Consider the following 17,918-nt stretch of genomic DNA (forward strand, 5'->3'; position numbering starts at 1 on the left):
CCTGGTGGAGAGCGCGTGTATTTCACTGACCGTGGCATCGAGGAGCTGGAGAACCGGCGCGGCGAGGAGGAGGTCACCCTCGGCTGGGTGGCCGAACAGCTGCGGACGTTCGTCGATCTGAACCCGGACTTCGAGGTGCCGGTGGAGCGGCTGGCGACCTGGCTGGCGCGGCTGGACGACGACGAGGACGAGTAACCGGGCACCGGCCGCAGCAGCCCTCCGGGCGACCGAACACCCTGGTCAGCGGCCCTTTCGTGGGGCGTACCCCTAGGGGGTGTCGACCCACGGGACCGGGGTCGGCTCCGGGTCGGGGCCGCTTGACTTCCGCAATCCGCGATATATCGTGTTCATTGAGAACGCGATATGTTGCGTTGCACGGCTATCCAGGGGAGGCCAGGAATGTCAGCCCGGACCGAGTGGTCGCAGAATCCCGTGCAGGTGACCGAGCCACGCACACTGGAGATCACCGAGCCCGTCGACGCGCTCAACGTGCGCGTGTACGGCGGCACGGTCAATGTCGTCGGCACCTCGGACCGCGGCCCGGCCCGCCTGGAGATCAGCGAGCTGCACGGGCCGCCGTTGACCGTCTCGTGCGACGGCGGCGTCCTGACGGTCGCGTACGAGGACCTGCCCTGGCGGGGCTTCCTGAAGTTCCTCGACCGCCGGGGCTGGAACCGCAGCGCGGTGGTCTCGGTGACGGTGCCGGCCGGCACCCGCGTGGAGGTCGGCGTGGTCGGCGCCACCGCGGTGGTCTCCGGCATCTCCGGTGACACCGACGTCCGCGGCGTCACCGGCGACAGCACACTGGTCGGACTGACCGGCGCGGTGCGCGCCGAGACGGTGTCGGGCAACGTCGAGGCCCAGGCACTCACCGGCGACCTGCGCTTCACCTCCGTCTCCGGCGACCTGACGGTCATCGACGGCGCGGGCGGCGGGGTGCACGCCGACTCCGTCAGCGGCGACATGGTCCTCGACCTGGACCTCACCCACGCCGCCGACATCAACCTGACCTCGGTCTCCGGGGAGATCGCCATCCGGTTGCCCGACCCGGCGAACGCCCGGGTGGAGGCCGACACCACGACCGGCACGATCGCCAACGCCTTCGACGCGCTGCGGGTCAGCGGCCAGTGGGGCGCCAAGAAGATCACCGGCTCGCTGGGCGCGGGCAGCGGCACCCTCAAGGCCACCACCGTCTCCGGCGGCCTGGCCCTGCTGCGCCGCCCCGCCCGCGAGGACGGCCGCAGCGGGCCGGACGGCCCCGGCGCCGGCCCGCACGAGGACTCCCCCACCGCCCCGCCCGCCGGGAAGAAGGTGCTCTGAGCATGCCCCCCGTCTTCGCCCACGGCCGTCTGCGCCTGTATCTCCTCAAGCTGCTCGACGAGGCCCCGCGGCACGGCTACGAAATCATCCGGCTCCTGGAGGAGCGCTTCCAGGGCCTGTACGCCCCCTCCGCCGGCACGGTCTACCCGCGGCTGGCCAAGCTGGAGGCCGAGGGGCTGGTCACCCACGCGACCGAGGGCGGCCGCAAGGTCTACTCGATCACCGACGCCGGCCGGGCCGAACTCGCCGACCGCGGCGGTGAGCTGGCCGAACTGGAACTGGAGATCAGGGAATCGGTCGCCTCGCTCGCCTCCGACATCCGCGCCGACGTCAGCGGCTCCGCCCGCGACCTGCGCCGGGAGATCCGGGAGGCCGCCAAGCAGGCCCGCGAGGGCAAGCGGGGCTCCGCCGGGGCCGCGCGCGCGGGCACGGAGAAGCAGGCGGCCGGGGACGCGGGCGGCGGTCGGCCGTTCCCGGAAGCCGCGGACTACCTCGATGCCGCCTTCGGCGACAAGGACGCCTGGCGGCAGGCGAAGGAGGAGTTCCGGCGCGCCAAGGACGAGTGGAAGGAACAGGCGCGGCGGGCCAAGGAGGAGAGCAAGCGGGCCCGGCAGGACGCCCAGCGGGCCCGTAAGCAGGCCAGGGACGCCCAGGTGTCCGCGCGCGAGGAGGTCCAGCGGGTCATCCACCGCGTCCAGGAACAGGCCCAGGGGGCGGTGCGGACCGGCGACTGGTCGGGCGCGGTGCGCGAGGCGCTGGCGGAGGTGTCCCGCGAGGTCGGCAGGTTCACCGGCGACCGTCCCGGCGAGGGCCGGGCCGCGGAGGGCGCCGAGGGCGGCAACGGGACGGCCCGGGTGACCGTCGAGCGCGTCGCCCCGGCGGCGGAGACGCCCGGGGCGGGCCCGTCGGCCGCCGCGCCGCCCGCCCCGGCATGGGCCGGCGAACCGGGCAGCGGCGACCCGGCCCGCGACTTCGACCGGCTGCTGGACCGCTTCCGCGACGACCTGCGGGACGCGGCCCGCGACCACGGTGTCACCGCCGAGCAGCTCAAGGAGTCCCGCCGCCGGCTGTCCACGGCCGCCGCCCACATCGGCGCGCTGCTGCGCGAGCCGGAGCGGTACGCCTCGTCCGCGGAGGCCGACGCCGACGGGTAGCGCGGACCGGCCCCGGTGACCGGCGGCCGGGGCGGTCACCCGCGGGTGATCCGCCCCGGCCCGGCCTCAGGACGCCACGCACTCCCGCAGCGCCCCGATGAGCCGCTCCACGCGCCGGTCACCGCCGCCGCCCATCAGGTTCGCGGTGTAGGCGAAGCCCACGCCGAACGCGTCGTCGCCGAAGGCGAACTGGCCCCCGGCCCCGCTGCTGGCGAAGGAGCGCGGGCCCAGCAGCCGGCGGAACGGCGAGTCGAGGAGGAAGCCGGTGCCGTGGCGCGCGCCGAAGTCCGGCAGCCCCGACCAGGACGCACCGCCCGAGCGCGGCCGCACCGCGTCGCCGATGGTGTCCGCCGAGAGCAGCCGCGGTGCGCCGGCCACGCCGGTGGCGGCCGCCGCGTACAGCGTGGCCAGCCCGCGCGCCGACGAGACCGCGCCGGCGCCGGGGATCTCGGCGGTCAGCAGGGCGGGCCCGTTGTAGCCGTGCGGATCGTCGAGGCCGGGGAAGGGCAGCACGCCGTTCATCGTCAGCGCCCGCATGGGCAGCGCGTCGGCGTCCGGCAGCGCCGGCCGACCCGCGGCCTCGGCGAGCCGGGCCATGCCGTCCACCTCCTCGGGCGGCAGCCCGATCCAGGTACGCAGCCCCAGGTCGTCGGCGACGGCCTTGCGGAACCAGGCCCCGGGGGTGAGGCCGGTGAGGCGCCGGATGACCTCGCCGACGACGAAGCCGAAGGCGTGCGCGTGGTACTCGTACGCGGTGCCCGGCTCCCACAGCGGGCGCTGCTCCTCCAGGGCGTGGATCACCGGCGTCCAGGCGGTGATCTCCTCGAAGGTCAGGTGCTGCTCGGCGAGCGGGATGCCGGCGGTGTGGTCGAGCACCATCCGGGTGGTGATCCGCTCCTTGCCGTGCCGCGCGAACTCCGGCCAGTACGCGGCCACCGGCGCGTCGAGGTCCAACTGCCCCTGCTGGGCGAGCAGATGGGCGCAGACGCTCACGACGGCCTTGGCGCAGGACATCACCGGAAGGACGGTGTCCTCCTGCCACGCCCGCCCGGTGCGGCCGTCGGCGACGCCGCCCCACAGGTCCACGACCTTGCGGCCGCCCACGAACACGGTGACGGCGGCGCCGAGTTCGGCCCCGTCGGTGAAGTTGCGGGCGAACGCGTCCGCTACGGGCCCGAAGCCCTCGTCGGCCCCTCCGTGGTGTGACACCTGGTGCTCTCTTCCTCGCGTGCGGCCGGCGGCCCCCCGTGGGTCGCCGGCCGCGCCACGATAGGCGACCGGTCCGCGCCCGCTCGACCGAATATCCGCCCCGGTCAGCTCGCGCGCCGCCGCCCGCCGCCCTCCAGGACCCGCAGCACCTCGGCGTACGTCACCCCGTGGTCGGCGAGCACCGCGGCGGCCGGCCCCGGCCGCGCCGTGAGGGCCAGCAGCAGATGCTCGTCGCCGAGGTGCCGCTCGCCGCGGCCGACCGCGATCCGCAGCGCGCGCTCCAGCACCGCCTTCGCCTCCGCGGTGAACGGCCGGCGCGCCCGCCCGCGGCGCCCGGCGGGGCGAGCGGCGGCCAACGCGCCCGCCCCGTGCGCCCGTTCCACCCTGGTCACGATCTCGTCGACGTCGATGCCGAGCCCGGCCAGCGCCGCCGCGTCCTGCGCGGTGATCCCGCCGCGCCGGCGCACCTCCGCCAGGGCCCGGGCCACCGACGCGCGCCGCTCCCGGACACCGAGCGCGCCGAGCGCCGTCGCGGCCGGCGACTCCGCGCGGTCCAGCAACGCCAGCAGCAGCTCCGGTTCGCCGACCGTGCCGCTGCCCGTGCGTTCCGCCTGTTGGGCCGCCCCGCGCACCACCGCGCGCGCGTCCGCCGTGAACTTCTCGAACATCAGCGCCTCCCGTGCTTCTTGTGCACTGCCTGCCTGCTGACCCCGAGCTCCGCCGCGATCTCCTGCCACGACCAGCCCTTGGCTCGCGCACTGCGCACCTGTACGGCTTCGAGCTGCTCCAGCAGCCGCCGGAGCGCGGCCACCGCCCGCAGTCCGACCCTGGGGTCCTGATCACCCGCCCGCTCGGCGAGATCCGTCGCTTCGGTCATTCCGTCAATGTACGTTGACACACTCCGCCCGTCAACCATCGTTGACATGACACGGGACGCGAGGGCCAACCCCCTTGACCTCAAGCGCGGTTGAGAGAGCAGGCTGCTGGCCACCCCCGCCGAAACGGCGCAGAACGGAGCCCCCGATGCCGCTGTCCACCGACTTCCCCGACGCCCGCCGGCCGGACGCCGCCACGGTCCTCGTCAGCCCCTGGATCGTGCCGGCCGCCGGTCTCCAGGCGCCGGCGGCCGCGTCCGTCCTCGCCGAATGGGAGCACCGGCGGCGCCCGGACGCGATGCTCTCGCTGACCGCCTTCCTGAGCACCGACGGCAGCCATGTCCTCCACTACGCGCAGTGGACCAACGACGACGACCACCGGGAGTGGGTGCGCACCGGACGCCCCGCCGTCGTCCGCCGGATCGACGGGGCCGTCGACGGCATCCGCCGGCCCGGCCCGGTGCGCTACCGGTGCCACCGCAGCCATGTGCCGGCGGGGACGGCCGGGCTGCGCCCCGGTCTCCTGGTCACCCCGGCCCACTCCACGGACGGCCCGGCCGCCCAGCGGGCGCTCGCCGACACCGTCGTCGAGGTGCTGCGCGAGGAACGGGTGCCGGGCCTGCTCGGCGTCCACCTCCACCTCAGCCGGGACGGCCGGCGGGTGCTCCGGTACACGGAGTGGACCGACGACGCGGCGTGGCACGCGTACGTCGATCAGGGCCGTGCGGCGCGGCTGGACGCGGCCCTCGCCGGCCTGCCGGGCGTGGCCCCCGCCCCGGCCGCCCACCCGGAGCTGCCGGCGGTTCCGCGGTACCACCTGTACGGCAGCCTGCTCAACGTCGCTCCCCCGCAAGGAGCCTGACCTGTCCTGCCCCGGGTTCCGGCTCCCCGGCGGGGCCGGCGCCCCCGAGGGCCGACCGGTCAGCGGCCGGCGGTGAGGGCGATGACCGCCGCGGTGCCCTCGGTCCGCAGTTCGGCGGCCGCCGTGCGCGTCCCCGACAGCAGCGCCGCGTCGAACCGCCCCAGCCGCACCGGCGGCCGTTCGGCCACCGCGAGCAGGGCGGGCCCCTGGAGCGCCACCACCACGAGGGCGTCCGGGACCTCGGCGTCCGGGTCCGCCGACCGGGTCGTCGGCAGCGCCCGGGTGCCCCGTACGGTCTCGACGGTGGCCGCCGCCCGCCCGTCCCGGAGCATCACATTGAGGTTGACGACCGGGCCGGCGAGCAGCCGGCAGTCGGTGGCGGCACCGCCGGGGAAGGCGAACGGGCGGTACCGGTCCGCGAGGAGGTGGCGCGTGCCGTCCACGGTCAGCTCCAGCCCGCCGCCTTCGACGACGGTGAGGATCCGCCGGACGCCGGGCAGCGGCGAGTACGGGCCGTCCCGGCCGACCTCGGCCAGGCTGACCCGCCAGGCGAAGCCGTCCCAGCCGGCGCCCGGCGGGTGGGCGGCGACCTCGCGGGTCACCCCGCCGCCGTTGCTCCACGGGGCGGCGGACCGCTCCGCCGCCCGCAGGAGGTGGACCTCCCCGGTCACACCGTCAGCACGATCTTGCCGAACAGGTCGCCCTGCGCCATCTTCGCGAAGCCCTCGCGCGCCCGGTCCAGCGGCAGCGTCGAGTCGATGACCGGCCGGATGCCCTTGGCGGCGCAGAAGCTGAGCAGCCCGGCCAACTCCTCCTTGGTGCCCATCGTCGAACCGACGATCCGCAGCTCCAGGAAGAAGATCCGGTTGAGCTCCCCGCTCTCGGGGGTGAAGCCGCTGGTGGCACCCGAGATGACGAGCGTGCCGCCGGGCTTGAGCGACTTGACCGAGTGCGACCAGGTGGCGGCGCCGACGGTCTCGATCACCGCGTCCACCCGCTGGGGCAGCCGCTCCCCGGTGCCGAACACCGCCTCCGCGCCCAGCTCCAGCGCGCGCTTGCGCTTCGCCTCGTCCCGGCTGGTGGCGAAGACCCGCAGGCCGGCGGCGGCGCCCAGCACGATCGCGGCGGTCGCCACACCGCCGCCCGCGCCCTGCACCAGCACGCTGTCGCCGGGCCGTACGCCCCCGTTGGTGAAGAGCATCCGGTACGCGGTCAGCCAGGCGGTCGGCAGACAGGCGGCCTCCGCGAACGACAGCTCCTTCGGCTTCGGCAGGACGTTCCACGCGGGGACCGTGACCTGTTCGGCGAAGGTGCCCTGATAGCGCTCGGTGAGGATCGAGGGCTTCTCCCGGGGGCCGACGCCGTGGCCGGTCTGGCCGATGACGGAGTGCAGGACGACCTCGTTGCCGTCCTCGTCGATCCCGGCGGCGTCGCAGCCGAGGATCATCGGCAGCGAGTCCTCGGTGATGCCGACGCCGCGCAGCGACCACAGGTCGTGGTGGTTGAGGGAGGCGGCCTTGACGTTGACGGTCGTCCAGCCGGGGCGTACGTCGGGGGCCGGGCGCTCCCCCAATTCGAGGCCGTTCAGCGGCTGGTCACGGTCGATGCGGGCGGCATAGGCAGCAAACATGATCCCAAAGTAGGCCGCGACCGCGGCCGGCGGTACCGCGCAGGGGTGTGACACGCGCCGCGCCGTGTCACCGGGACGGGCCGGGCCCGCACCCTGGTCAGGTGCGGGCCCGGCCCGTCGGGGGATGCCGCGCGGTCAGCGGCGCGCCACGCCCTCGGCGCGGGCGGCCGCCGCGACGGCGGAGGTGACGGCCGGCGCGACCCGCTCGTCGAACGGCGAGGGGATGACCCGGTCGGCGCTGAGTTCATCGGCGACGACGGCGGCCAGCGCCTCGGCGGCGGCGAGCTTCATGCCCTCCGTGATCCGCGAGGCCCGCACCTGCATGGCTCCGGCGAAGATCCCCGGGAAGGCCAGCACGTTGTTGATCTGGTTGGGGAAGTCGCTGCGCCCGGTGGCGACGACCGCCGCGTACTTGTGCGCGACGTCCGGGTGGATCTCCGGGTTCGGGTTGGCCATCGCGAAGATCAGCGAGTTCTTCGCCATCTTCGCCACCGCCGCCTCCGGCACCGTGCCGCCGGAGACCCCGATGAAGACGTCGGCGCCGTCCAGCGCCTGCTCCAGCGAGCCGGTCAGCTGCGCCTTGTTGGTGAAGCCGGCCACCTCGCGCTTGACGTCGGTGAGGTCGTCGCGGTCGGCGGAGACGATGCCCTTGCGGTCGCAGACCGCGACGTCTCCGATGCCCGCCTCGATGAGGATCTTGGCGATGGCGACCCCGGCCGCGCCGGCGCCCGAGATGACCGCCCGCAGCTGGCCCAGCGACCGGTCGGTCAGCTTGGCGGCGTTGCGCAGCGCGGCCAGCGTGACCACGGCGGTGCCGTGCTGGTCGTCGTGGAAGACCGGGATGTCCAGGGCTTCCTGGAGCCGGCGCTCGATCTCGAAGCACCGGGGCGCCGAGATGTCCTCCAGGTTGACGCCGCCGAAGGACGGGGCGAGCCGGACGACGGTGTCGACGATCTCGTCGGTGTCGGTGGTGGCGAGCGCGATCGGCACCGCGTCCACCCCGCCGAACTGCTTGAAGAGGATGGCCTTGCCCTCCATCACGGGGAGGGATGCCTCCGGGCCGATGTCACCGAGGCCCAGCACCGCTGTGCCGTCCGTGACGACGGCCACGACCTGGGACTTCCAGGTGTAGTCGTGCACGAGCTCGGGCTGCTCCGCGATGGCGCTGCACACCTTGGCCACGCCCGGCGTGTAGGCGAGGGACAGGTCGTCCCTGTTACGCACCGGGACGGTCGCCTGGATGGCCATTTTGCCGCCGCGGTGCAGCGCGAAGGCGGGATCGAAGGTGTCGTCGGGCGCCGTGCCCGCCCCTTCGTCCGCGCCCGTATTGCCGTCGCTGCGAGGATTGACGATCTCCGCTGCCACTTGTCTTACCCCTTTTAATCGAAATTCTGCTGAGGGTGGCCACTCCCTGGTTGAGGAGTGGGCGGGCACCGCGTCCGCGCCCCGCCCGGCGGATGGCCGCCGCGCGGGGGGAGGTACGGACGCCGGGCGCGCCGCACACGCGCCCTGAGCCCCGGATGAGGGGTGTAACGAACCTTTCTACCGGACGGGCGCGGGCCCCGACGAGTTGGATTCATTACCCTCGAGTTCAGAGACACGACAATAACGGCGAAATACACAAAACCCGCAGAAGCTCACTCCCGTCCGATGTCCGGACTCCGAGACGCCCGGAGCGCACCCCGCGCCCCTCACGTCCCGTCGGCGACCGGCTCCCCTTGCGGCACAAGGGCGCCACCTCGCCGTATCCGTCCGTTATCCGATTTTGACCTGAACGACAGTCCGAATACCGGAGCCCTGATGGCAGGATTCCGTCACCAACCCAGGTCGCGACGCTCAAAGGTGTGTGCCGGCCCCTTTTGTCACGTCAGCTTCTCCATCCGCAGGAGGATCAGCATGACCGCAAGCACCACCCGTCGCCCGGCCACCGGCAGGTCACGCAAAGCCGTGGCCGCCGCGGCTGCGGTCGTCGCCTCGCTGATGCTGCTCAGCGCCTGCGGCGACCAGACGGACGCGGCCATCGCCCGGCGTGAGGCGCAGAAGAACCGCAACGTCAACGCGCCGCTGTTCAAGATGCTGCCGAAGGACGTCCAGGAGAAGGGCCTGCTGCAGGTCGGCTCGGACATCACCTACAAGCCGGTGGAGTTCCGCTCCAACGGCGCGATCGAGGGCATCGACCCGGACCTCGCGGCGGCGATGAGCAAGCAGCTGGGCATCAAGCTCAACTTCAACAACGCCACCTTCGACACCCTCATGGGCGGGCTGAAGTCCAAGCGCTACGACATCGCGATGTCGGCGATGACCGACACCAAGGAGCGCCAGCAGGGCATCGACAGCAACACCGGCAAGAAGATCGGCCAGGGCGTCGACTTCATCGACTACCTCAACGTCGGCGTCTCGCTCTACACCCAGAAGGGCAAGACCAAGGGCGTCGACGGCTGGGAGACGCTCTGCGGCAAGAAGCTCGCGGTGCAGCGCGGCACGGTCTCGCACGACCTGGCCAAGGACAAGTCGAAGGCTTGCGAGAAGAACGACCAGCAGCCGATCTCCATCGAGGCGTACGACAACGACTCCGAGGCCCAGACCCGGCTGCGCACCGGCGGCGTGGACGCCGTCTCCAGCGACTACCCGGTCGCCGCGTACGCGGTGAAGGTCTCCGGCCACGGCAACGACTTCCAGATGGTCGGCGGCGCACCGCTCAAGGCGGCGCCGTACGGCATCGCGGTCCCCAAGGGCCAGGAGAAGCTGCGCGACGCGCTCAAGGCAGCCGTGGAACGCACGATCAAGAACGGCTCGTACGCCAAGGTCCTGGACAAGTGGGACGTCAAGGACGCGGCGGTCAAGGAAGTGCAGCTCAACGGCGGCAGCTGAGCCGCCGGCAGCCGTCCCGTCCCCTCCGGCCACTCCCGCCGAATGCTGAAAGGCAACATCCGTGTCAGTTGACGTCGACAAGCCGGCGCAGCCGCCGGCTGACGCTCCGCCGCCCCAGCCCGAGCCGATCAAAGCCATCCCGGTCCGCCACTACGGCCGCTGGGTGGCGGCGGTCGTCGTCGTCGGGCTGATCGCCCTGCTCTTCAGGGCCTTCGCCTCCGGGAACGTCAACTGGGGCGCCATTCCCCAGTACATGTTCAACGCGGACATCCTCAAGGGTCTGCGCAACACCCTGCTGATCACCGTGCTCTCGATGATCATCGGTGTCGTGGGCGGCGTGATCCTCGCGGTGATGCGCCAGTCCAAGAACCCGGTGACGTCGTCCGTGGCCTGGTTCTACGTCTGGTTCTTCCGCGGCACGCCGGTCTACGTCCAGCTGTTCCTGTGGTTCAACCTCGGCCTGGTCTTCCAGTACATCGACATCATGCCGATCTACAAGGACGAGTGGTCGGACTTCATGACCCCGTTCCTGTGCGCGCTGCTGGGCCTCGGCCTGAACGAGGCGGCCTACATGGCGGAGATCTGCCGGGCCGGCCTGAACGCGGTCGACGAGGGCCAGACCGAGGCCGCGCACGCGCTGGGCATGAGCCACGCCAAGACGCTGCGCCGGATCATCGTCCCGCAGGCCATGCGGGTGATCGTGCCGCCGACCGGCAACGAGGTCATCAACATGCTGAAGACCTCCTCGCTGGTGATCGCGGTGCAGTACTACGACCTGTTGCAGGCGGCGCAGAACGTCGGCCGGGACTCGGGCGTCGTGGTCGAGATGCTGATCCTCGCCGCCGCCTGGTACCTGATCGCCACCACGGTGCTGAGCATCGGGCAGTACTACCTGGAGCGCTACTACGCCCGCGGATCCAGCCGCCAGCTCCCGCCCACTCCGCTCCAGCGCGCCAAGGCGAGGCTGTCCGGCGGCTTCCACCGCGCCGGAGGTGCGGCATGACCAGCAAGATCACCACGAGCAAGGCCGCGGGGACCAGCGGCGGTCCCATGGTCCTGGCCGAGGGCGTCCACAAGTCCTTCGGCGCGGCCCACATCCTCAAGGGCATCGACCTGGAGGTCGCGCCCCGGGAGGTCTTCTGCCTGATCGGCCCGTCCGGCTCCGGCAAGTCGACGTTCCTGCGCTGCATCAACCACCTGGAGAAGGTCAACGCCGGACGCCTGTCGGTCGACGGCGAGCTGGTCGGCTACCGCGAGCACAACGGCAAGCTCTACGAGCTGCGTGACCGCGAGGTCGCCGCCCGCCGCCGCGACATCGGCATGGTCTTCCAGCGCTTCAACCTCTTCCCGCACATGACCGCGATCGAGAACGTCATGGAGGCGCCGATCCAGGTCAAGGGCGAGTCCAAGGCCGCCGCCCGGGAGCGCGCGACCAAGCTGCTGGACCGCGTCGGCCTCGCCGACAAGGCCGGGAACTACCCCTCGCAGCTCTCCGGCGGCCAGCAGCAGCGCGTCGCCATCGCCCGGGCGCTGGCGATGGAGCCCAAGCTGATGCTCTTCGACGAGCCGACGTCGGCGCTCGACCCGGAGCTGGTCGGTGACGTCCTGGACGTCATGAAGGACCTGGCGGCGGACGGTATGACGATGATCGTCGTGACCCATGAGATGGGCTTCGCCCGCGAGGTCGGCGACTCGCTGGTCTTCATGGACGACGGCGTGGTCGTCGAGTCCGGCCACCCCCGCGAGGTGCTCACCAACCCCCAGCACGACCGGACGAAGTCCTTCCTGTCCAAGGTGCTGTAAGGCGTACGGCAGAGGTGGGCCGCTCCCCCGGGGGAGCGGCCCACCTCTGCCGTGCGGGGGTTACTTCAGCCCCAGTACCAGCGCGTCGGTGGGCGAGGACCACACCGCGCGGGCCTCACCGAAGCCCGCGTCGCGCAGCGCGGCGGCGTGCCACGCGGCCGCCGGGGTGTCGCCGTCGGCGTGCTCGCCGTAGATCGCGAAGCGCTCGGCGGTCGGCGCGGCCAGCCGCGGGTCGGCGGCGGCCAGTTGCCACCATGCGGACCAATCGACCGCGCCGGACGCCTTCGCCTCGTCCATCCGCGCGTGCCGGAAGGCCCGCTCGGCGGCGTTGATCCGCGGGGTGGACTCCTCGGGCATGCGGTCGGCGTTGAGGAAGACCCCGCCGTCACGGACGAGGGCGCCGAGCTGGCCGTAGAGCCCGCGCAGCTCCTCGGTGTGCAGCCAGTGCAGCGCGGTGGCGGTGAGCACCGCGTCGTAGCTGTCGTGCGGCAGCTTCTCGGTCCACCGGGGGTCCTTCAGGTCGGCCCGTACGAAGCGGACCCGGGACTCGCCCTCGAAGTACCCTTCGGCGATGGCCAGCAGCGCGGGATCCAGATCGACGCCCACGCTCTCGGCCCTGGGGAACCGCTTGAGCAGCCGGTCGGAGATACTGCCCGTACCGCACGCCAGATCCAGCACCCGGGGCTCGCGGCCCACCAGCGCCTCGACCATGTCGAGCATCACCCGGAACCGCTCCTCGCGGTCGGGGAGGTACCACTCCTGCTGACGGTCCCAACTGTTCTGCCACGCCTGCCAATCGGCGCCGACGACGGTCTCGGTCATCGCTTCCCCTTCAGGCCGTAATACCCTCGTAGTAACAACGCCCATTACTACGCGCAAGTACTCGCACCCTAACCCCCGCCCGTAAGGACTACAAGTGGAACTGGCCTATTACTCGGACTACGCCGTGCGACTGGTCAACACCGAGCAGCCCGAGCGCGGCGGCGACAGCCTCACCTCGGTCGAGGCCGTACGCGAACTGTTCGGAGCGGCCCAGCAGGCGGCCCGGCGCGCGACCGACAGCGACGTGACCCGGCTGCGTACGGTCCGCGCCCGGCTGCGCGCGGTCTTCGAGGCCGCGGACGCCGGCGACGAGGTGCTGGCCGTGGACCTGCTGAACGCGCTGATGATGGAGTTCCCGGTCAGCCCGCAGATCTCCGGCCACGAGTACCGGGACGACGACGGCCGGCACAAGTGGCACATGCACATCGCCGACCACGCGGCCAACGCGACGGCGGGCTACACCGCGACCGCCTGCATGGGCCTGGCCTTCCACCTGACCGAGCTCGGCGTGGACCGCCTGGGCATCTGCGAGGCGGCCCCCTGCCGCAACGTCTACCTCGACACGTCCACCAACCGCTCGCGGCGCTACTGCTCCGACCGCTGCGCCACCCGTGCCAACGTCGCCGCCTACCGCGCCCGCAAGCGCCTGGAGAGCGAGCGCGCGGCCCGTACGGGGCGGACCGCCGAGACCGCCCAGGACACCACCCCGGCGACCGAGCGCTGAATGCCGCGCGGCGGCCGCAGGCGCACCCAGGCGCGGGCGATGACCAGTTCGTCCGGTACCGCCCCGAATTCCCGGCTGTCGTTCTCGACGAACGGGTTGTCCCCCTGGACCCACCAGCCGCCGTCGCACCGCCGTACCGCACGCTTGACGATCAGCAGGTCCTGCCGGAACGGGTGCCGCAGCACCACCACGTCACCGGGCCGCACCGCCGCCCCGTACCGGACCACCAGCTGGTCACCGGGGAGCAGCGTCGGCACCATTGACGGGTTGTAGACCTCGGCCAGCCCGAAGGCCCGCAGGCCGCCGGCCCGCTCCGGCCCGTGCTCCGCACCCTCGCCCTGCCCCGGCCCGCGCTCGTGCACCCGCTCCGGCATCCCGTACCTCCCGGTCCGACCCTCCCCCGGACTCCGTCCGGGGGCACCCCCGTCTCGCTTCGCTCGCCGGTCCATCCTCCAACAGTCCCGGAGTGGCACCGGACTTTTGCCCTAAGACCCCCGGCCCACCCGAGAAAAGCCTTCCCGCACCGAGTAATCTCGCACGTGAGAAGACGATCACGAGGAAGGACTGAACATGCTTTCGCGCCTGTTCGCCCCCAAGGTGAAGGTCAGCGCCCACTGCGACCTGCCCTGCGGCGTGTACGACCCGGCCCAGGCCCGCATCGAGGCCGAGTCGGTCAAGGCCGTCCAGGAGAAGTACCAGGCCAACGAGGACGCGGACTTCCGCACTCGCGCCGTCCTGATCAAGGAGCAGCGCGCCGAGCTGGCCAAGCACCACGTCTCCGTGCTGTGGAGCGACTACTTCAAGCCCCCGCACTTCGAGAAGTACCCGGAGCTGCACCAGCTGGTCAACGACACCCTCAAGGCCCTCAGCGCCGCCAAGGGTTCGAACGACCCGGCCACCGGCCAGAAGGCCCTGGACTACATCGCCCAGATCGACAAGATCTTCTGGGAGACCAAGAAGGCTTGAGGCTTACCCGGGCGGTCTGACCCGCTTCCGCGGGTCCGCCCCGCCCACCTGTCCGCACCCGGTCCGCATGCCGCCCAGCAGGGCGCCATGACGGAGCGGGTGCGGTCTTCTTTTGTGCGGACTTTTTGTGCGAACGGCTCAGCTCTGCGGCGGGTCCCCCAGCAGGGCGGATGCCGCCTCCAGGGGGGTGACCGGGGTCGGGGGGACGGCCCCGGCGGCGGGGCGGCACTCGAAGCCGAGGCGGGTCAGGGCCCGGGTCACCTCACCGGCGGTGAAGTCCCGGCGGTCCTGGCCGGTGATGATCTCCCCGACCTGCTTGACGGGGTACTGGCGGCGGCCGATGAGTACGGACTCACCCGTGACGGGTTCGGGCGTGACGCCCTTCATCACGTCCTGTACCTCGGTCTTGATCAGGTCGAAGGGGAAACGGGCGATGACACAGCGCATGGTGCCTCTCCAGGGTCGAGGAGGAGCCGGGAACGGATCGCCGGCCGGGCGGGGGGGTGGGGTCAACGGGTGCGGAAGGCGTCGCCGTCCGGGCGGGGGCCTACGCGGACGAACCCGGGGTGGTCCGTCGGCGGGACGTCGCGGCCGCGGACCGGGGTGCTCCCGCGGAGCGCCGGGCCCGGGCGGAACGGCCGCGGCTGCCGCGCGAGGCGGAGCCGCCGCGCCGGTCCTGCTCGGCGGGCGGGGTGGTGAGGGTGACGGGGATTCCGGACGGAGCCCGGGCGCCGGTGATGCGGCTCAGCTCGGCCTCGCCGGAGCGGACCCGGGTGGACTGCGGAGTGATGCCGGCGTCGGCCATCAGGCGGTCCATCTCGCGGCGCTGGTTGGGCAGCACCAGGGTGACGACGCTGCCGGACTCGCCGGCGCGGGCGGTGCGTCCGCCGCGGTGCAGGTAGTCCTTGTGGTCGCCGGGCGGGTCCACGTTGACGACGAGGTCGAGGTTGTCGACGTGGATGCCGCGGGCGGCGACGTTGGTGGCCACGAGCACCGTGACGTGGCCGGTCTTGAACCGGTCCAGGGTCCGGGTGCGCTGCGGCTGGGACTTGCCGCCGTGCAGGGCGGCGGCGCGGACACCGCTGTTCAGCAGGTGCCGGGTGAGCTGGTCCACGGCGTGCTTGGTGTCCAGGAAGAGGATCGACCGGCCCTCGCGGGCGGCGATCTCGGTCGTGGTGGCGTACTTGTCGGCGCCGTGCACGAACAGCAGGTGGTGTTCCATCGTGGTGACGGCGCCCGCCGACGGGTCGACGGAGTGGACCACCGGGTCGCTGAGGTAACGCCGGACCAGGCGGTCGACGTTGCGGTCCAGGGTGGCCGAGAAGAGCATCCGCTGCCCGTCCGGCCCGACCTGGTCGAGCAGGGCGGTGACCTGGGGCATGAACCCCATGTCGGCCATCTGGTCGGCTTCGTCCAGCACGGTGATGCCGACCTGGTCCAGGCGGCAGTCACCGCGCTCGATGAGGTCCTTGAGCCGCCCCGGGGTGGCGACCACGACCTCGGCGCCGGCGCGCAGCGCGCCGGCCTGGCGGCCGATCGACATGCCGCCGACGACCGTGGCCAGCCGCAGCGACAGCGAACGGGCGTAGGGCGTGAGGGCGTCGGTGACCTGCTGGGCCAGCTCCCGGGTGGGTACCAGGATCAGCGCCAGCGGCCGGCGGGACTCGGCGCGCCGCCCGGCGGTGCGGGCCAGCAGGGCCAGGCCGAACGCGAGCGTCTTGCCCGAGCCGGTCCGGCCGCGGCCCAGAACGTCCCGGCCGGCCAGCGAGTTCGGCAGGGTGGCGGCCTGGATCGGGAACGGGACCGTCACCCCTTGCGCGGTCAGCGCCGCCAGCAGCGCGGGCGGCATCGCCAGTTCCGCGAAGGTGTCGACCGGGGGCAGGGCGGGGGTGTGCGTGACCGGCAGGGCGAACTCCGCCGGCCGTGCGGCGGCGGGACGGCGCCCCTTGCCGCCGGAGCGGTGCGCGGGCTGCGAGCGGTGGCCGCCGCGGCCGGAGCCGGCGGAGCGGGCGCGGGGTGAGCGGTCTTTCGAGCGGACTGTGCGGTTCATGTCGAACCTTCCTCGATACGGTGCGTCGAGGAATTCCCGGCGGTCATGAGCCGCAGCACGGAGAATCGCAAGAACGAACCGATGAAAAATGAAACGCAGCGGGTCGGGAATAAACGACCCGGCGTCGGCGGGAGTCGGCGACGCCGCGAAAAGGGCGACAGGCTCTTCGGCGGAGCCGGAAGATTTCCGGCCCGCCGCGTCCGGGGGGCGAGACTCGAACGAACTGCCCCGCGCCGCTCGCGCGGCCGTTGCGGAACGCAACGGAAGTACGGAAAAGCAACGGGCTGGGGCCCGCACCCAAGGTGCGGGCCCCAGCCACGGCGTACGCGTGTCAGCGTCAGGCGGGAGTGATGTTCTCGGCCTGCGGGCCCTTCTGGCCCTGCGTGACGTCGAAGTTCACCTTCTGGCCTTCCTGCAGCTCGCGGAAGCCCTGGGCGGCGATGTTCGAGTAGTGGGCGAAGACGTCAGCGCCGCCACCGTCCTGCTCGATGAAGCCGAAACCCTTTTCCGCGTTGAACCACTTCACGGTGCCAGTAGCCATGTCATATCTCCTTCGGGGCAGTGCCCGGAGCCCACACTGTGCGGACCCCGTGTCGCCGCGATGATTATCCCGTCGGAAATATTCCGGGAAATAGAAAAGCGCTCCCACCGTGAACCACGGCGAGCGCACTTGAAGCCTTCGGGAACCACAACTGCAACTGAAAACGACGTTAGCACGGCAGCGGCGGCCCTGCACAGCGCATACGTCCGGAGCTTTCGAGAGGGTAAAAAATCCCTACCGCACCCGTGGCCATTTCTGTCGTTGCGGCATTAGATATTCGGCCGCGGCGCACGCCGCTGTCCGACGGGAAATTCCCGGCCGCACCGCGGGGCCGCCGGGCAGCTCGCGGCGCGGCACACCGGACGCCACCGCGCCCGGTCGACCGAACAGTCGGATTCTGTTACTGCAACAGAGGGAAATCTGTGCTGACGAGAGTAGACATTCCTCCTCCTTGGCGTTAGCGTTTCCTCCATAGGCAACGAACCGACAGAAGGAGAGGAGCAGGCACCATCAGGATCGCCCGGGCGTGGGTCCAGCCCACTCGCCCGGGTACCGCAGACCCGGATTGGATGGTGATCCACGGTCCCGCAGCCACGGTCCCCGCATCCCCGCCCCCTCGGGCGCGCATGCGGAAACAGAAAGCCGGCGCCCGGCGCCGGCAGATGGTGTTGAAACCCTCGGGGCCCTGGTGCCGTACGGCACCAGGGCCCCTCGACGCGCCCCATGAAGAGGTTCAATGACCCGACAGTCCCCCGCCCGCCCCACCGACAAGTTCGATGACGACGACTACCCCGCCTACACCATGGGCCGCGCCGCGGAGATGATCGGCACCACGCCCGCCTTCCTGCGGGCCGTCGGCGAGGCCCGCCTCATCGTTCCCCTGCGCTCCGAGGGCGGCCACCGCCGCTACTCCCGCTACCAGCTGCGTATCGCCGCCCGCGCCCGCGAGCTCGTCGACCAGGGCACCCCGGTCGAGGCCGCCTGCCGCATCGTCATCCTTGAGGACCAGCTCGAAGAGGCCCTGCGCGTCAACGAGGAACTGCGCCGGTCCGCCGCCGGCTCCGGTCAGGCTCCCGGCGCCTGAAGCACCG

Annotated in this window: 21 protein-coding genes; 10 read left to right on the plus strand and 11 right to left on the minus strand. The window is 72.1% G+C overall.

What is annotated here, in order from left to right; genetic code table 11:
* The first annotated feature begins 15 nt into the window (after positions 1 to 15).
* The 3 genes from SL103_RS29355 (at position 16) to SL103_RS29365 (ending at position 2,474) form a co-directional block, all read left to right on the plus strand.
* Complete coding sequence (locus tag SL103_RS29355; RefSeq protein WP_069572002.1) at positions 16 to 195, plus strand: DUF6104 family protein; 180 nt, start codon at positions 16 to 18, stop codon at positions 193 to 195.
* A 204-nt stretch (positions 196 to 399) separates the two neighbouring features.
* Positions 400 to 1,320, plus strand: a complete 921-nt coding sequence (locus SL103_RS29360) for a DUF4097 family beta strand repeat-containing protein (RefSeq protein ID WP_069572003.1) — start codon at positions 400 to 402, stop codon at positions 1,318 to 1,320.
* Between the two features lie 2 nt (positions 1,321 to 1,322).
* A complete protein-coding gene (locus SL103_RS29365; RefSeq protein WP_069572004.1) occupies positions 1,323 to 2,474 on the plus strand; it encodes a PadR family transcriptional regulator in 1,152 nt (383 codons plus the stop codon).
* A gap of 66 nt (positions 2,475 to 2,540) precedes the next feature.
* On the opposite strand, the gene SL103_RS29370 is transcribed toward SL103_RS29365, so the two are convergent.
* The 3 genes from SL103_RS29370 to SL103_RS29380 form a co-directional block, all read right to left on the minus strand.
* A complete protein-coding gene (locus tag SL103_RS29370) occupies positions 2,541 to 3,683 on the minus strand; it encodes a serine hydrolase domain-containing protein (protein ID WP_069572005.1) in 1,143 nt (380 codons plus the stop codon).
* A gap of 104 nt (positions 3,684 to 3,787) precedes the next feature.
* The gene (locus SL103_RS29375) at positions 3,788 to 4,351 is read right to left on the minus strand and encodes a Clp protease N-terminal domain-containing protein (RefSeq protein ID WP_069572006.1); all 564 of its coding nucleotides are present in this window, start codon (positions 4,349 to 4,351) and stop codon (positions 3,788 to 3,790) included.
* Positions 4,351 to 4,560, minus strand: coding sequence for a helix-turn-helix domain-containing protein (locus tag SL103_RS29380; RefSeq protein ID WP_033266922.1), 210 nt, complete (start codon positions 4,558 to 4,560; stop codon positions 4,351 to 4,353). Before SL103_RS29380 ends, SL103_RS29375 begins: the two co-directional genes overlap by 1 nt.
* Before the next feature lie 146 nt (positions 4,561 to 4,706).
* On the opposite strand from SL103_RS29380, the gene SL103_RS29385 reads away from it, so the two are divergent.
* Positions 4,707 to 5,420, plus strand: coding sequence for an antibiotic biosynthesis monooxygenase (locus tag SL103_RS29385; RefSeq protein ID WP_069572007.1), 714 nt, complete (start codon positions 4,707 to 4,709; stop codon positions 5,418 to 5,420).
* 59 nt (positions 5,421 to 5,479) lie between these two features.
* On the opposite strand, the gene SL103_RS29390 is transcribed toward SL103_RS29385, so the two are convergent.
* The 3 genes from SL103_RS29390 to SL103_RS29400 form a co-directional block, all read right to left on the minus strand.
* Positions 5,480 to 6,091, minus strand: coding sequence for a HutD/Ves family protein (locus SL103_RS29390; protein ID WP_069572008.1), 612 nt, complete (start codon positions 6,089 to 6,091; stop codon positions 5,480 to 5,482).
* Positions 6,088 to 7,050: a zinc-binding dehydrogenase gene (locus SL103_RS29395; RefSeq protein WP_069572009.1), complete on the minus strand. Its 963-nt coding sequence runs from the start codon at positions 7,048 to 7,050 to the stop codon at positions 6,088 to 6,090. Before SL103_RS29395 ends, SL103_RS29390 begins: the two co-directional genes overlap by 4 nt.
* Positions 7,051 to 7,185: 135 nt before the next feature.
* A complete protein-coding gene (locus SL103_RS29400; protein WP_069572010.1) occupies positions 7,186 to 8,415 on the minus strand; it encodes an NAD(P)-dependent malic enzyme in 1,230 nt (409 codons plus the stop codon).
* A 531-nt stretch (positions 8,416 to 8,946) separates the two neighbouring features.
* Between SL103_RS29400 and SL103_RS29405 the strand changes: the two genes are divergently transcribed.
* The 3 genes from SL103_RS29405 to SL103_RS29415 all read left to right on the plus strand — a co-directional run bounded on the left by SL103_RS29405 (position 8,947) and on the right by SL103_RS29415 (position 11,724).
* On the plus strand, positions 8,947 to 9,921 hold the full coding sequence (locus SL103_RS29405) for an ABC transporter substrate-binding protein (RefSeq protein WP_069572011.1): 975 nt from the start codon (positions 8,947 to 8,949) through the stop codon (positions 9,919 to 9,921).
* Positions 9,922 to 9,982: 61 nt separating this feature from the next.
* Positions 9,983 to 10,924: an amino acid ABC transporter permease gene (locus tag SL103_RS29410; protein ID WP_069572012.1), complete on the plus strand. Its 942-nt coding sequence runs from the start codon at positions 9,983 to 9,985 to the stop codon at positions 10,922 to 10,924.
* Between the two features lie 47 nt (positions 10,925 to 10,971).
* A complete protein-coding gene (locus SL103_RS29415; RefSeq protein WP_033266921.1) occupies positions 10,972 to 11,724 on the plus strand; it encodes an amino acid ABC transporter ATP-binding protein in 753 nt (250 codons plus the stop codon).
* Positions 11,725 to 11,784: 60 nt separating this feature from the next.
* Here the strand turns inward: SL103_RS29415 and SL103_RS29420 are convergent, their stop codons facing one another.
* The gene (locus SL103_RS29420; RefSeq protein WP_069572013.1) at positions 11,785 to 12,546 is read right to left on the minus strand and encodes a class I SAM-dependent methyltransferase; all 762 of its coding nucleotides are present in this window, start codon (positions 12,544 to 12,546) and stop codon (positions 11,785 to 11,787) included.
* A 94-nt stretch (positions 12,547 to 12,640) separates the two neighbouring features.
* Between SL103_RS29420 and SL103_RS29425 the strand changes: the two genes are divergently transcribed.
* The gene (locus SL103_RS29425) at positions 12,641 to 13,270 is read left to right on the plus strand and encodes a CGNR zinc finger domain-containing protein (protein ID WP_069572014.1); all 630 of its coding nucleotides are present in this window, start codon (positions 12,641 to 12,643) and stop codon (positions 13,268 to 13,270) included.
* Here the strand turns inward: SL103_RS29425 and sodX are convergent.
* A complete protein-coding gene (sodX, locus tag SL103_RS29430; protein ID WP_069572015.1) occupies positions 13,174 to 13,644 on the minus strand; it encodes a nickel-type superoxide dismutase maturation protease in 471 nt (156 codons plus the stop codon). The two genes, SL103_RS29425 and sodX, sit on opposite strands and share 97 nt — an antisense overlap.
* A gap of 196 nt (positions 13,645 to 13,840) precedes the next feature.
* On the opposite strand from sodX, the gene sodN reads away from it, so the two are divergent.
* Positions 13,841 to 14,236, plus strand: coding sequence for a superoxide dismutase, Ni (gene sodN / locus SL103_RS29435; RefSeq protein ID WP_030085982.1), 396 nt, complete (start codon positions 13,841 to 13,843; stop codon positions 14,234 to 14,236).
* Positions 14,237 to 14,374: 138 nt separating this feature from the next.
* On the opposite strand, the gene SL103_RS29440 is transcribed toward sodN, so the two are convergent.
* The 3 genes from SL103_RS29440 to SL103_RS29450 form a co-directional block, all read right to left on the minus strand.
* Positions 14,375 to 14,683: an SCO5918 family protein gene (locus SL103_RS29440; protein ID WP_069572016.1), complete on the minus strand. Its 309-nt coding sequence runs from the start codon at positions 14,681 to 14,683 to the stop codon at positions 14,375 to 14,377.
* 100 nt (positions 14,684 to 14,783) lie between these two features.
* The gene (locus SL103_RS29445) at positions 14,784 to 16,286 is read right to left on the minus strand and encodes a DEAD/DEAH box helicase (protein ID WP_069572017.1); all 1,503 of its coding nucleotides are present in this window, start codon (positions 16,284 to 16,286) and stop codon (positions 14,784 to 14,786) included.
* A gap of 337 nt (positions 16,287 to 16,623) precedes the next feature.
* Entirely contained in the window at positions 16,624 to 16,827 is a 204-nt protein-coding gene (locus SL103_RS29450) for a cold-shock protein (protein ID WP_069572018.1), read from the minus strand.
* A gap of 736 nt (positions 16,828 to 17,563) precedes the next feature.
* On the opposite strand from SL103_RS29450, the gene SL103_RS29455 reads away from it, so the two are divergent.
* On the plus strand, positions 17,564 to 17,911 hold the full coding sequence (locus tag SL103_RS29455) for a MerR family transcriptional regulator (protein ID WP_069572019.1): 348 nt from the start codon (positions 17,564 to 17,566) through the stop codon (positions 17,909 to 17,911).
* The last annotated feature ends 7 nt before the right edge of the window (positions 17,912 to 17,918 follow it).

The sequence above is a fragment of the Streptomyces lydicus genome, from assembly GCF_001729485.1.
GTDB classification, from domain to species: domain Bacteria; phylum Actinomycetota; class Actinomycetes; order Streptomycetales; family Streptomycetaceae; genus Streptomyces; species Streptomyces lydicus_D.